General features: G+C 73.3%; 12 protein-coding genes. 9 read left to right on the top strand and 3 right to left on the bottom strand.

The annotated features are described in order from the left end of the window. Nucleotides 1-226: 226 nt before the first annotated feature. Genes IE249_RS25585 through IE249_RS25570 form a run of 4 tightly spaced genes read left to right on the top strand, consistent with a single transcriptional unit; the run spans nucleotide 227 to nucleotide 6585 of the window. On the top strand, nucleotides 227-1048 hold the full coding sequence (locus tag IE249_RS25585) for a glycosyltransferase family 2 protein (protein WP_189708313.1): 822 nt from the start codon (nucleotides 227-229) through the stop codon (nucleotides 1046-1048). Next, nucleotides 1045-2064, top strand: coding sequence for a glycosyltransferase family 2 protein (locus tag IE249_RS25580; RefSeq protein ID WP_189708311.1), 1020 nt, complete (start codon nucleotides 1045-1047; stop codon nucleotides 2062-2064). The genes IE249_RS25585 and IE249_RS25580 overlap by 4 nt, the downstream gene beginning before the upstream one ends. Continuing rightward, on the top strand, nucleotides 2061-2864 hold the full coding sequence (locus tag IE249_RS25575; protein WP_189708309.1) for a polysaccharide deacetylase family protein: 804 nt from the start codon (nucleotides 2061-2063) through the stop codon (nucleotides 2862-2864). Before IE249_RS25580 ends, IE249_RS25575 begins: the two co-directional genes overlap by 4 nt. Further along, nucleotides 2857-6585 carry a lipopolysaccharide biosynthesis protein gene (locus tag IE249_RS25570; protein ID WP_189708307.1) on the top strand — a complete coding sequence of 1243 codons (3729 nt, stop codon included), beginning with the start codon at nucleotides 2857-2859 and terminating at the stop codon, nucleotides 6583-6585. The genes IE249_RS25575 and IE249_RS25570 overlap by 8 nt, the downstream gene beginning before the upstream one ends. Nucleotides 6586-6616: 31 nt before the next feature. Here IE249_RS25570 and IE249_RS25565 read toward each other — a convergent pair whose 3' ends face one another. Then, nucleotides 6617-8038 carry a glycoside hydrolase family protein gene (locus tag IE249_RS25565; RefSeq protein WP_189708306.1) on the bottom strand — a complete coding sequence of 474 codons (1422 nt, stop codon included), beginning with the start codon at nucleotides 8036-8038 and terminating at the stop codon, nucleotides 6617-6619. Between the two features lie 169 nt (nucleotides 8039-8207). Between IE249_RS25565 and IE249_RS25560 the strand changes: the two genes are divergently transcribed. Together IE249_RS25560 and IE249_RS25555 are read left to right on the top strand one after the other, a co-directional pair. Beyond that, nucleotides 8208-9302, top strand: coding sequence for a DUF5925 domain-containing protein (locus IE249_RS25560; RefSeq protein ID WP_189708305.1), 1095 nt, complete (start codon nucleotides 8208-8210; stop codon nucleotides 9300-9302). 39 nt (nucleotides 9303-9341) lie between these two features. Further along, nucleotides 9342-10115, top strand: coding sequence for a DUF72 domain-containing protein (locus IE249_RS25555; RefSeq protein WP_189708304.1), 774 nt, complete (start codon nucleotides 9342-9344; stop codon nucleotides 10113-10115). A gap of 34 nt (nucleotides 10116-10149) precedes the next feature. Here the strand turns inward: IE249_RS25555 and IE249_RS25550 are convergent, their stop codons facing one another. Beyond that, entirely contained in the window at nucleotides 10150-10518 is a 369-nt protein-coding gene (locus IE249_RS25550; protein ID WP_189708303.1) for a GntR family transcriptional regulator, read from the bottom strand. An 81-nt stretch (nucleotides 10519-10599) separates the two neighbouring features. Here IE249_RS25550 and IE249_RS25545 point away from each other — a divergent pair, with 81 nt between their 5' ends. After that, nucleotides 10600-11529: a GNAT family N-acetyltransferase gene (locus IE249_RS25545; RefSeq protein WP_189708302.1), complete on the top strand. Its 930-nt coding sequence runs from the start codon at nucleotides 10600-10602 to the stop codon at nucleotides 11527-11529. Next, a complete protein-coding gene (locus tag IE249_RS25540) occupies nucleotides 11510-12022 on the top strand; it encodes a ribonuclease FAU-1 family protein (RefSeq protein WP_189708301.1) in 513 nt (170 codons plus the stop codon). Before IE249_RS25545 ends, IE249_RS25540 begins: the two co-directional genes overlap by 20 nt. Nucleotides 12023-12109: 87 nt before the next feature. Here the strand turns inward: IE249_RS25540 and IE249_RS25535 are convergent, their stop codons facing one another. Continuing rightward, a complete protein-coding gene (locus IE249_RS25535; protein WP_189708300.1) occupies nucleotides 12110-12739 on the bottom strand; it encodes a class I SAM-dependent methyltransferase in 630 nt (209 codons plus the stop codon). A gap of 138 nt (nucleotides 12740-12877) precedes the next feature. Here IE249_RS25535 and IE249_RS39770 point away from each other — a divergent pair, with 138 nt between their 5' ends. Further along, the gene (locus IE249_RS39770; protein WP_268249717.1) at nucleotides 12878-13012 is read left to right on the top strand and encodes a hypothetical protein; all 135 of its coding nucleotides are present in this window, start codon (nucleotides 12878-12880) and stop codon (nucleotides 13010-13012) included. Nucleotides 13013-13167: the final 155 nt, after the last annotated feature.

Genomic DNA, 13167 nt, shown 5'->3' with positions numbered 1-13167 from the left:
CGCGGTAGGGGGGTGCCGTGCCCGGTGACCACGAAGGGGACCGGGCCGTGCCGCGCGACCGGCCGCCGTCGAACACGGTGGTCCGGCATGCTTTGCCAGCTCACCCGGCATGCCCGGAGATCGGTTCCGGCGTGCCCCGGGTGAGAGGAAACCCCCCTTTCGAACCGGACACACAGCCGGGCCGCCCAGGGGCGGGCGGTCCGCCGGACGAGAGGGACCAAGACTCGTGAGCTCAGTTCTCCATCCGCCTCCGTCGGGCCAAGATCCGTTGACGGCCCCGAAATACCGCCCGGTCTCCTCTCACCTGGCCATCGCGCCACCGGTGAGCGTGGTGATTCCCGCGATGAATGAGGCGGAGAATCTCCCGTACGTCTTCAAGACACTTCCGGACTGGATACACGAAGTCGTTCTTGTGGACGGCAATTCCACCGACAAGACGGTCGAAGTGGCCCGTGAGCTCTGGCCGAAGGTGCGGGTCGTACCGCAGCGGGGCAGGGGCAAGGGCGACGCGCTGACCGCCGGTTTCGAGGCCTGCACCGGCGACATCATCGTGATGGTCGACGCGGACGGCTCGGCCGACGGCGGCGAGATCGTCAGCTACGTCTCCGCACTCGTCTCGGGCGCGGACTTCGCCAAGGGCTCCCGCTTCGCCAACGGCGGCGGCACCGACGACATGACCTTCGTCCGCAGGCTCGGCAACCGGGTCCTGTGCGCGGTGGTCAACCGCAAGTTCGGCGCCCGCTACACCGACCTGTGCTACGGCTACAACGCGTTCTGGCGGCACTGCCTGGACAAGATCGAGCTGGACTGCACCGGCTTCGAGGTCGAGACGCTCATGAACATCAGGGTGGTCAAGGCCGGCCTGAAGGTGCAGGAGATACCCAGCTACGAGTACCTGCGCATCCACGGCGCCAGCAATCTGCGCGCCGTGCGGGACGGGATGCGGGTGCTGAAGGTCATCCTCAAGGAGCGCTCCAACCGGCGTGAACTGCGCCGCCAGGAGCGCCACTCCCCCATGCTGGACTCGTTCCCGGGAGAGGCGTCTTGAGCGATCCCGGCATCTCCGTCGTGATCTGCGTCTACACCGAGGACCGCTGGGAGGACATCCTCGCGGCGGTCTCCTCGGTACGCGCGCAGTCCCGGCCGGCCCTGGAGACCCTCCTGGTCGTGGACCACAACCAGGCGCTCCTGGAACGGCTCACCAAGGAGTACGAGGAGTCCGGGGACCACCCGCGGGCCGGCGGCCCGGTGCGGGTGGTCGCCAACGCGGGCCCGCGCGGGCTGTCCGCCGGGCGCAACACCGGCATCGCCGCCTCCCGCGGCGAGGTCGTCGCCTTCCTCGACGACGACGCCGTCGCCGAGCGGGACTGGCTGCGCCGCTTCGCCGAGGGGTACGCGGACCCGCGCGTGATGGCGGTGGGCGGCCGGACCGAGCCGGTCTGGGCCTCGGGCCGCCGGCCCGCCTGGTTCCCGGAGGAGTTCGACTGGGTGGTGGGCTGCAGCTACCGTGGCCTGCCGCCGGGCCGGGTCCGGGTGCGCAACGTGCTCGGCGGCAACGCCTCCTTCCGGCGTACGGCGTTCGACGCGGCGGGCGGCTTCGCCACCGGCATCGGACGCGACGGCGACAAGCGGCCGCTGGGCTGCGAGGAGACCGAGCTGTGCATCCGGCTGACCCGCGCCCGGCCGGACGCGGTCCTGCTGATCGACGACCGCGCGGTCATCCACCACCGGGTGCCCGGCGCCCGCGAGCACTTCCGCTACTTCCGCACCCGCACCTGGGCCGAAGGGCTGTCCAAGGCGCTGGTGGCGCGCAGCGTCGGCGCGGACAAGGGCCTGGAGTCCGAGCGCCGCTACACCACCCGGGTGCTGCCCGCCGGGGTGGCCCGCGGACTGCGCGACGCGCTGCTGGCCCGGCCGGGCGGGGCCGGCCGGGCCGGCGCGATCGTCGCCGGGGTGCTCACCGCGGCGGGCGGCTACGCCGTCGGCACGGTCAGGGCCCGCCGCGGCCGCACGGCCTTCCAGATCGTGGAGATCGGCTACGGCAAGGCAGGGGGAGCCGTATGAACACGTCCGTGCCCGTGCTCATGTACCACGCGGTCGCCCGCGAGCCCAACGCGGCCACCCGCGGCCTGTCCGTGACGCCGGAGGCCTTCGCGGAGCAGCTCGCGGTCCTCGACGACCTGGGCTTCCACCCGGTCACCACCGCCGCCCTGGCCGCCCACTGGCGCTCCCCGGGCTCCGCGCCGCTGCCGCCCCGCCCCGTCCTGGTCACCTTCGACGACGGCTACGAGGGCGTGCACCGGCACGCCCTGCCGGTGCTCAAGGGGCACGGCTTCCCGGCCACGCTGTTCGTCTCCACCGGCTGGCTGCGCGGCGCCCACGACATGGGCGGCGGCCTGGACACCATGCTCGACTGGGACCAGGTGCGCGAACTGGCCGCCGCCGGCGTGGAGATCGGCGGGCACAGCCACACCCACCCGCAGCTCGACCAGCTCGACGACGACGCGCTGTGGTCGGAGCTGATCCGCTGCAAGGAGATCGTCGCCGCCGAACTGGGCACCGCGCCCACCTCGTTCGCCTACCCCTACGGCTATTCCAGCCGGCGGGTGCGGGCACGGGTTCGGGCGGCCGGCTTCCGGCAGGCGCTCGCCGTGGGCAACGGGCCGGCGCGCCGCGCACAGGGCCCGTACGCCCTGCGGCGGCTCACCGTGCGCCGCGGCACCACCACCGAGGAGTTCGAACGTCTCGTGACGGGCCGCGCGATCGCCCGGTACTTCGCCGGGGACCGCGCCCTCACCAAGGGCTACGCCCTGGTCCGCAGAGCACGCCGGATCCGCGGGAAGGCCATCGGTACCCGTGTCTGACACCACGACCACCACGGAGGTCTCGGAACACCCGGGAGAGCCCGAGCCGTCCGGACGGCCGCGACGCGGGCCGCGCCTGCGGCTGCCCGGCCGGGGCGGCCCCGCGGGCGGCAACCAGCTGTTCCGCAACGCCTACGCGCTGATGCTCAACACCGGGATCTCCGCGGTGCTGGGCCTGGGCTACTGGCTGGTCGCCGCCCGCTACTACTCCGACTCGGCCGTCGGCCAGGGCTCGGCCGCGATCGCCGCGATGAAGCTCCTCGCGGGGCTGACCGCGGTCACGCTCACCGGCGCCCTGGCCCGCTTCATCCCGGTCGCCGGGCGCTCCACCGGACGCCTCATCGCCCGTACGTACGTGGGCAGTTCGCTGATCGTGGCGTGCGCGGCCGGGGTCTTCCTGCTCACCCTCGACACCTGGGGGCCCTCCTACCGCTTCCTGCACGGGCTCCTGCACGGCCTCGGGTTCGTCGCGATCGTGACGGCCTGGAACGTGCTCACCCTCCAGGACGGGGTGCTGACCGGGCTGCGCAGCGCGCCCTGGGTGCCGGTGGGCAACACCGTGTTCTCCGCGGTGAAGCTGGCGCTGCTGGTGGGCCTGGCCGCCGTGATCCCCACGACCGGCGTGTTCGCCTCCTGGGGCGCGGCGATCGCCTTCTCGGTCGTGCCGCTCGGCTGGCTGGTGTTCCGGCGGCTGGTGCCCCGGCACGTGAAGGCGACCGAGGGTCACGCGAGTCCGCCCACCGCGCGGGAGATCGGGCGGTTCCTGGCCGGGGACTACACCGGCTCGCTGTTCTCGCTCGCGGTGGTCTACCTGGTGCCGGTCATCATCGCCTCGCAGGTCAGCTCCGCGGACAACGCCTACTTCTACATCACCACGACCATCGGCGGCACCGTCAACCTGCTCGCCATCAACATGGGCGCCTCGCTCACCGTCGAGGGCTCGCACGACCCGGCACGGCTGGCCGCCAACACCCGCGCGGCGCTCAGGCGGATGGCCCGGATCATGGTGCCGATCTGCGGCCTTCTGTTCCTGCTGGCCCCGTGGATCCTGCACGTCTTCGGCGAGGGCTACGCCCACGCGGCCACCCCGCTGCTGCGCTGGTTCGCCGTCGGCGCGCTGCTGCGGGTCGTGATGGAGACGTACTTCGCGGTGCTGCGCGCCCAGAGCCGCACCGCCGGACTCGCCTGGCTCCAGGGCCTGTTGTGCGTGCTGGTGCTCGGACTGACGCTGCTGCTCCTGCCCCGCATGGGGCTGACCGGCGCGGGCGTCGCCGAGATCTCGAGTCTGGCGGTGATCGTCGCCATCGCCGCGCCCAGGCTGTACCGGACCGTCCGGGCCGCACCGGCCTCCGCCGTCCCCGAGGACGCGGCGCCCGACGGGGACCTCGCCGACCTGGGGGCGCGCGAGGTCCCCGCCGCCCCGGACCGGCGGCCCGCCTGGGCGGTGGAGTCCGACACCCTCGCCCTGGGCATCCACGTCGACTTCGACCACGTGGAGCGCCGGCCCGACGTACGGCCGGGCCCCGGCACCCCGCCCGCGGGCGTCGCCGTGGCCGTGCCCGGACCGCGGGACGAGGGGCAGGTGGACGCGCCGTTCGCGGCCGAGGAGCGGGCGGCCGTACCGGACGCGCCGCTCACCTCAGGGGAGCGGGTTGCCGGACCGGACGCGCCGCTCACCTCCGGGGAGCGGGCTGCCGGACCGGAGCGGGCGTACGCCGGAGTCGTCCCAGGCGGTCTGCTGGCCGTCGCGTTGCTGCTGTACTGGGTGCCCGCGCTGCGGCTGGACGACTCCGGTCTGGCCCGGACGGGCGGGCTCGGCCTGGTCTCCGTACTGCCGCCCGCGACGCTGGCCGGGGCCGCGCTGCTGGTCACCGTGTTCGCCGCGCTGCTGTGGCTGCGCCGCGAGCACCGGGCGCTGCTCCTGGTGACCCTGCTCGCCACGGTGGTGTCGCTGCACGCGCTGCCCGCCGTGATCGAGACCGAGCCGCGGTTCGCCACCGCCTGGCAGCACCTGGGCTTCATCGACTACATCGACCGCACCGGCTCGGCCGTGCCGGACCTCGACGCGCGGTGGAGCTGGCCCGGCTTCTTCGCGGTGGCCGCGTTCACCGCCCGGGCCTGCGGGCTGAGCGACTTCACCGAGGTCATCCGCTGGTGGCCGCTGACCATCCAACTGCTCTACCTGGCACCGATGTTCCTGCTGACCCGATCGATGCGGGCGGGCTGGCGGGCCAAGTGGACCGGGATCTGGATCTTCGTGCTCAGCGGCTGGGTGGGGCAGGACTACTTCTCCCCTCAGGGCTTCACCTACCTGCTCTATCTGGCCTTCGTGGCGATCCTGCTCGTCTGGTTCCGGGCGCCGCGCATGCTGTGGACCAGGGCGCGGCCCGGCGAGGCCGAGGTCGAGCCGGCGGACCGGCGGCAGCGGGCCGTACTGCTGGCGGTGGTGATCGGTCTGTTCGCGGCCAGTGTCCCGGCCCACCAGCTGACCCCGTTCGTGATGCTGGGCGTGCTGGCGGCGCTGGTCCTCGCCGGCCGCTGCGAACTGCGTGGGCTGCCCGTACTGTTCACCGTGCTGGTGGTGTTCTGGCTAGGGTTCATGGCAGAGCCGTACTGGTCCGGGCACTTCGACGAACTGTTCGGCGGGGTCGGCGGGGTCGGCAGCAATGTGTCGACCTCCGTCTCGGGCCGGATCCAGGGCGGCGACTCCACCCACAAGCTGGTCCTCTACACGCGGGTGCTGCTGGCGGGGGCGGTGATGGCGGCCGCCTGCTGGGGCTGGTGGCGGCGGCGCGGGCACCAGTACCGCGAGCGGTCGCTGCTGGTGCTGACCTTCGTGCCGTTCCTCGGCTTCGGCATGCAGTCCTACGGCGGGGAGATGGCGCTGCGCGTCTTCATGTTCGCGCTGCCGGGCGCGGGACTGCTCACGGGGCTCGCCCTGTTCCCGAGGGCCGGTGTCACCGCCCGGGAGCGCGAGAAGGACCGGTCGAGCCTCGCGCCGCTCGCCGCGCTCCTGGCGGGGCTGCTGCTTATGGGCGGCTTCCTGGTGGCCCGCTGGGGCAACGAGGCGTTCGAGCGGATCCGGCCCGGCGAGGTCGCGGCCATGGACTACGTGTACGCCCACGACAGGCCGACCGTGCGGCTGCTGTGGCTCAGCAACGACCCGGTCACCAACGTCACTCCGGCCATGCCGTGGGGCGCCAAGGACATGGAGCGCGTCGACTACGTGCCGACCCTGGCGCCGGCCGACCCGGTGCTGGTGTCGGGCCTGGTCAAGGCGCTCGAGGACGCGGGCCCGAACTCGTATCTGATGGTGAACGCCGGTCAGGTCACCTATCTGAGGATGGACGTGGGCTACTCGGCGGCCTGGGAGTCGCGGCTGGTGAGGAACCTCGACGGGCGGCCGGAGCTGAGGAAGGTGCTGACCAACGACGACGTGACCATGTACGCGCTGCGCGAGCGGCCCCCGGGTGCCGTGCCGCGTCCGCAGCCGGGTCCGATCGGACCGAAGGTGACGTGGACGCCGTGGTCGGTGGTGGGCGGACTCGCGGCGCTCGTGCTGGTCGTGCTGCTGACGGCCCGGGAGGCCGTCCGGGTCGCGATGCGGCCGGGCGTGCGGCGACTGCGGTGGCTCCAGGGCGGTTTCTGGTTCTCGCTGCCGCTGCTGGCGGTGCTGTTCGCCTCGCTGGTGCAGCGGTTCCTGACGATGGGGCGGGGCTGAGCACCGCTGCCGGTGACGCCCCGCCCGGGCGTCACCGCTGGAGCCACTTCACCTCGTACGCCTTCATCTCGAACCGCTTCCCGTCGACCTCGGCGCTGATCGTCCGGTCCAGGGTGTTGACCACCAGGACGGTCCGGTCGGTGGCCAGGACGCGGACGTCGGGCACGGCGTCCGGGGCGACGGAGACCGTCTCGTACTCGGCGCCTGGTCCGAAGGCCCGGCCGAAGCGGGACACCAGGCCGTACATGGGAAGCGCCTGCCCGCCGCCGGCGGTGGCGGTGGGCGTCCACAGGCAGCCGGGGCAGCCGGCGCCCTTCTCCTCCTCGGGGTTCCAGTAGAAGCCCGAGGAGGCGCCGCCCTTCACCATGGCGATCATTCCGGCGGCCTGGACGGCGACGCGGTGCCGCTCGGTCCAGCCCTTGCGGTCGTCATTGCCGTCGGCGGGCTCGACGTAGTACTCGGCCCACCACAGCGGCAGGCCGTGCGTCTGCTGCCGTACCCAGCGGCCGACGGCCGTGAGCTTGTCGGTGGCCGCGAACTCGTCGGGCAGCAGCTCGTCGTCCTTGGTGTAGCTGGAGCCGTCGACGACCACGAAGTCGGCGCCCGCCTTGTGGGTGTTCCAGTAGGAGAAGGCGTCCAGCACCCGCTGGTCCATGGCGCCCCAGGGGCCTCTCGGGGCGGCCGCCGCGTCGTCCCCCCGGCGCGGGTCGACGCTGTCCATGACGAGGTACGGACCGCCCACCATGATTTTGGGGTTCACCTGCTTGAGGGCCCGGTAGACCAGGTTGTAGAGCTCGGTGTAACCCTCGTAGTCCCAGCGGCCCCCGGCGTCGTTCCAGAAGCCCTTGAACTCGTTCCAGACGATGAAGTGCCGTACGTCCGGGTAGCGCCTGGCGACCGTCGCGGCGAGCGCGGCGAAGTCCGCGTAGTGGCCGGGCGTCGGCGCGGTCTCCAGGGCCGGCCGGCTCCAGTCGGTGTTCCCGGCGCCTGCCCGGCCGCCCTTCATCCAGTCCGGGGCGCAGCACAGGGTGATCACCGGGACGCCGCCGGAGGCGCGGACGAAGTCGACACGACGGTCCAGGGCGGCGAAGTCGTAACGCCCCTTCACCGGCTCGGGGTTGTCGGCGCCCCAGCCCATGATCGCCTGGTCCTGGGGCAGTCCGCCGCCCTGGGACAGCAGCCGCTCGACCCGCCCGGTCGCCGCGGCGCTGCCCTCGTCGGCGCTGAACTGGGTGTGCGTGAAGCCCCATCCGACGTACGGCTCGTCGGCGTCCCGAGGGGCCGCCGGGGTGCCGTGCACCGTGCCGCCGTCGCGTGTGGTGCCCTCGGTGCTCGCGCCGCCGGGCAGCGCGTTGAGCAGGGCCACCACCAGGGCCACCACGGCCGCGCCCGCCCCCAGCAGCGCGGTGAGCCGCCACCGCCCCGCCCCCGGATTCCACCCATGACGTCCCATCAAGGACAACAGTACGGGCGGAATTGACCCCTCGGACAGGGTTTGGGCAGGCTCGGCCGACGGAGCCGGCGGCACCCGACCGGGGGCGTGGTCCGACGCGCCGCCCGACACGTGACGCGCGGCCGGGAAACAGGGTGCGCGCGGCGGCCGGGTGACGGATCATGGCGGCATGTCCGCGAACCCGTACGACGCTCTGCCGGTCCGGCTGGGCGTAGACGACTCCGACTCGCCGTCCGACGTCGTCGACGCGCTGTTCCTCGGCCGCTTCGCGACGGGCGAGCAGCCCTACTCGCACGCGGTGAACATCGACCGCGTGCGCTCCGGGGCCACCCTGCTGCCCGAGGGCGCCCGGGTGCTGCGCGTGGCCCGGGACGACGACCGCAGCGCGACCCTCGCCGAGGGCGAGGGCTGGACACTCCTGGTCTCCCGCTGGAACCGGGGCGCCGACGTCACGGTCACCGCGACCAGCGCCGACCTGGCCGAGCGGGTCCTCGACCAGGCAACCGACGGCGCGGCCGACGAGCCCGAGCCGCAGCCGGAGAACGTGACGATGGGCTTCTGGTACGTCTCCCCCAGGCGCGGCCCGCACCGCACCACCCGCCAGATCTCGGCGGGCACCTGGGACGAGATCCGGGCCAACTACACCGCCCCGGTCGCGGACGCCATGGACCGCCTGATGAGGACGACGCCCGAGGACATCGCGGGCCGGCTGCTCCTGCTGCACGGCCCGCCGGGCACCGGCAAGACCTCGGCGCTGCGCACTCTGGCCCGCTCCTGGCGCGACTGGTGCCAGGTGGACTGCGTGCTGGACCCGGAGCGGCTGTTCAGCGACGTCGGCTATCTGATGGACATCGCGATCGGCGAGGAGGACGCGACGGGCAGGGGCCGCTGGCGGCTGCTGCTGCTCGAGGACTGCGACGAGCTGATCCGCGGCGAGGCCAAGCACACGGCGGGCCAGGCGCTCTCGCGGCTGCTCAACCTGACGGACGGCCTGCTCGGCCAGGGGCGCAACGTGCTGGTGGGCGTGACGACCAACGAGGACCTGGAGCGGCTGCATCCGGCGGTGGTCCGCCCCGGCCGCTGTCTGGCCCGTATCGAGGTGGGCCGGCTGACCCGCCGGGAAGCGGTCGGCTGGCTGGGCACCGAGGAGGGCGTGGGCCGCGAGGGCGCGAGCCTGGCCGAGCTGTACGCGCTGCGCCGGGGGACGTCGCCGACGGCCCTGCCGGAGCCGCGCGAGGGCGCGGACGCGGGGCTGTACCTGTAACGACGGGTGGCGGGCGGCCGTGGGTGTTTTGATGGGCGTATGACCCTGTTCGTGGGGACGTCCGGCTGGCAGTACAAGGACTGGCGGGGCGTGCTGTACCCGCAGGGCTGTCCCGCGCGGCGGTGGCTGGAGGAGTACGCGGCCGCGTTCGCCACGGTGGAGCTCAACAACGCCTTCTACCGGCTGCCGGCGCGGGAGACCTTCGAGGCCTGGCGGGAGCGGGTGCCGCCGGACTTCACCGTCGCCGTGAAGGCCAGCCGCTTCCTGACCCACATCAAGCGGCTGAAGGAGCCCGAGGAGCCGGTGCACCGCCTGATGACCCACGCGGCCGGCCTCGGCGACCGGCTGGGGCCGGTGCTGCTCCAGCTGCCGCCGACGCTGCGCGCCGATCCGGGGCTGCTGGACGCCTGCCTCGCCCGGTTCCCCGCGGGCACCCGGGTGACCGTCGAGCCGCGCCACGAGTCGTGGTGGACGCCCGAGGTGCGCGGCGTCCTGGAGGCGCGGGGCGCGGCCCTGTGCTGGGCGGACGCGCACGCCCGCCCGGTCACCCCGCTGTGGCGCACGGCCGGCTGGGGCTACGTCCGCTTCCACGTGGGCCGCGCCCGGGCGTGGCCGCACTACGGGCGGCGGTCCCTGGAGACCTGGGTGGACCGCATCGCGACGGCGTTTCCGGACGACCGGGACGTGTTCGCGTACTTCAACAACGACCCGACGGGGGCGGCCGTGCGGGACGCCATGGTGTTCGCGGGCGCGGCGCGGAGGGCGGGCCTGACGGTGACACGGACGCCCCGGCGGCTGCCGGCGCCACTGTGAGCACCTGTGAGCCTGTGAGCCCGTGAGTCGCTGGTCAGCCGCCGTAGGCCGCGCGCAGGGCGTTCCGTACGGCGGTCAGGGCCGCGTCCTCGTCCAGGCCGAGCCTGCGCACCCGCTCGGCGTAGGCCTGCGCGGCGGCCGCCGCCTCGCGCTCGGCGGCGGAGCCGGCCGCGGCCACGAACGTCCCGTTGCGGCCGCGCGTCTCGATCACTCCGTCCGTCTCCAGCGCCCGGTAGGCCTTGGCCACGGTGTTCGCGGCGAGGCCGAGCGACTCGGCCAGGCCCCGCACCGTGGGCAGCCGGTAGCCCACCGGAAGCTCGCCCGACCGCGCCTGTTCGGAGATCTGCGCGCGCACCTGCTCGTAGGGCGGTGCGCCCTCCTCGATGTGGATCTTCAAGGTCACGGGGTGATTGTCCCGCACCGGCCGCGCACCCGGCGGAAAATGGGAGGCGCGACGTCTGTCGCCGCCGTAGCGTGCGCCTCCATGACTGTGATCGTCCGTGACCTTCGTCCCGACGCGCGGGCCGACCTCGAGGGTTTCGCCCGCGTGCGGCACCGCGCGCTGCCCTACCTGCTGGTCACCGCCGAGTCCCTGGCCCACGACCTCACCCGTATGCACCCGGACGCCCACTACCGTCCGCTGATCGCCGTGGTGGACGGCGAGGTGATCGGCACGGCGCAGGTGCATCTGACGCACGAGAGCCCGGTGCCCGGCCAGGGCAACGTCAACGTGTACGTGGACCCGCGCCACACGCGGCTCGGCGCGGGCGCGCTGCTGGTGCGGGCCGCCGAGGAGCACCTGGCCGCGCACGGGGCGAGGCGGCTGTTCGCCTGGGTGGTGGACGAGCCGGGCAACCGCGCCTTCGCCGAGCGGCACGGCTACCGGGCGAGCCGCTCGGCCCACTTCCTGCGCCTGGACCTCGCGGACGGCGCCCTGCCCCCGCTCGCCTCCCCGCCGCCGGGCGTGGAGCTGCGCCGGGGCTCGGACTTCGCGGCCGACCCGCGCCCGCTGTTCGAGCTGGACGCGGAGACGACGGCGGACGAACCGAGCGACGTGGAGACCGAGTTCAGCGACTACGAGGCCTGGCTGGAGGAGACCTGGCGGCATCCGCTGTTCAGCCCGGAGCTGACCTCGGTTGCACTGGTCGACGGCCGTCCCGCCGCCTTCTCGGCCGCCCGCACCGACGGCGGCACCCGGTACGGCACGGTCATGACGGGTACCGCCCGCGCCTTCCGCGGCCGGGGGCTGGCCAAGCTCGCCAAGAACGACTCGCTGCACCGCGCCCGGGCCGCCGGGTTCACGGAGGCGTTCACCGGCAACGACACGGGCAACGGGCCGATGCTGGCGATCAACAAGTGGTTCGGTTACGAGGTCTGTGCGACGGAGGTGCGCTATGTCCGCGAACTCGGCTGAACCGGCCGACGAGGGCGGCCTGGTGGACGTCGTCCTGGTCAAGGGCGGCCGTACGAAGATCCGTTACCCGGCCGAGCTGCTGGCCGACGACGGCACACGGATCGCGGTCCGGGCGTCCTGGGCGGGCGAGGGCGTACGCGACTTCGGCTTCGTGCGCTTCGAACCGGGCGACGTCTTCACCGAGTACTACTGGCGCGACCGCTGGTACTCGGTGAAGGAGGTCCGCGACGGGCGGGGCGCGCTCAAGGGCTGGTACTGCGACGTCACCCGTCCCGCGACGCGCGCCGGAGCGCGGCTCGTCGTCGAGGACCTCGACCTGGACCTGTGGCGCTCCGCCGACGGCCGTGACGTACGCCGCCTGGACGAGGACGAGTTCGCCGAGAGCGGTCTGAGCCGCACCGACCCGCCGGCCGCCGCGGCCGCCCTCTCCGCCCTCGACGAACTGGAAACACTGGCACGAAAGGCCGACGGCTTCGAGCCCCTGCTGAACTGAACACCTGCCCCGCCCCCGCCCCGCCCGACCCGGACGTGGCCCGCCTACCCGCGCGCGGGACCCGACCCGGCGCGGTCCGCCGGGAGTTCACACGCGTGCCACCACCGCGTATCGCTCGTCGTCCACTTTGCGGCCCCACAGGCGGGGGTCGGGCGACAGGAGGTCCAGGTGTGTGTGGCTTACGAGGGGTGCGAGAAGAGTGAGAAGCCGGTCGGCGGGTATGCCGACCGGCGTGACGCTCCCCCAGACGCCCTCGACGAGGACGAGCCGCCCGCCGGGCCTCAGCAGCCCCCGCCAGTGCCGCAGCGCGCGGGCGGGGTCGGGCAGCGCCCACAGCACATGGCGGACCAGCACGGCGTCGAAGCGCTGCTCGCCCACCGGGGGGTGCGCCGCGTCGCCCGTCAGGAACACCGCGTCGCGGCCCGCGAGCTTCGCGCGGGCCCGCTCCACCATGGCCGGGGACAGGTCGACGCCGGTCACCCGGTGGCCCTGCTCGGCCGCGAGCAGCGAGAGGCTGCCCGTGCCGCAGCCGAGGTCGAGGATCTCGGCGGGGCGGCCGGGCAGCCAGCCGCGCAGCCGCTCGGCCCAGGCGGCCCGCACGCCGGGATCGCGCAGCCCGTGATCCGGCTCGTCGTCGAAGACGGCGGCCTGCGCGTCCCAGTCGACCGGGACACCCGCCACGGTCCCGTCACCATCCGTTGCCATGCCTTCACTCATGCGTCCCAGAGTGACACCCGCCACTGACAACCGAATCGTGACTGCGGCCACAGACAGACCCGCACCGATGAGGAACTCTCGCCCGAAAGGTCTACCTCCGTGAGAACACGGAACCCGGTAGGCACGAAGGAGGCAGCCATGCGCCGTATGACTGTGCAGAAGCCCCTGAGGAAGACGGACGCGCGCCGGGTCCGCGAGGAAGCCGACGAGCGTCCCGCCGGACGCCCCGAAGTGCGCAAGGACATCGCGCGCACCTGGTGGCCGGACGCATGACAGGGGCGGGTCGTGCGATGAGACCCGTCGGCTTCGGCACGTGCGCGAGCGCAGCCTGAGCGCAGCCTCAGCACGTCCTTAACACGAGCATAAGGATCCCTCCCAACCGCCTTCAGCAGGCGATTTCACGGTCCGGTGGGGCTAGTTTCTGATCA

The organism is Streptomyces anandii JCM 4720, from assembly GCF_014650655.1.
GTDB classification, from domain to species: domain Bacteria; phylum Actinomycetota; class Actinomycetes; order Streptomycetales; family Streptomycetaceae; genus Streptomyces; species Streptomyces anandii.
The sequence above is the reverse complement of the archived record's forward strand: the minus strand, read 5'-3'. Positions and strand labels throughout refer to the sequence as shown.

Coding starts and splice junctions, on each gene's coding strand:
- IE249_RS25545 (WP_189708302.1), top strand. CDS start 10,600: ATGACTGTGATCGTCCGTGACCTTCGTCCCGACGCGCGGGCCGACCTC.
- IE249_RS25535 (WP_189708300.1), bottom strand. CDS start 12,739: ATGAGTGAAGGCATGGCAACGGATGGTGACGGGACCGTGGCGGGTGTC.
- IE249_RS25560 (WP_189708305.1), top strand. CDS start 8,208: ATGTCCGCGAACCCGTACGACGCTCTGCCGGTCCGGCTGGGCGTAGAC.
- IE249_RS39770 (WP_268249717.1), top strand. CDS start 12,878: ATGCGCCGTATGACTGTGCAGAAGCCCCTGAGGAAGACGGACGCGCGC.
- IE249_RS25565 (WP_189708306.1), bottom strand. CDS start 8,038: ATGGGACGTCATGGGTGGAATCCGGGGGCGGGGCGGTGGCGGCTCACC.
- IE249_RS25575 (WP_189708309.1), top strand. CDS start 2,061: ATGAACACGTCCGTGCCCGTGCTCATGTACCACGCGGTCGCCCGCGAG.
- IE249_RS25540 (WP_189708301.1), top strand. CDS start 11,510: ATGTCCGCGAACTCGGCTGAACCGGCCGACGAGGGCGGCCTGGTGGAC.
- IE249_RS25555 (WP_189708304.1), top strand. CDS start 9,342: ATGACCCTGTTCGTGGGGACGTCCGGCTGGCAGTACAAGGACTGGCGG.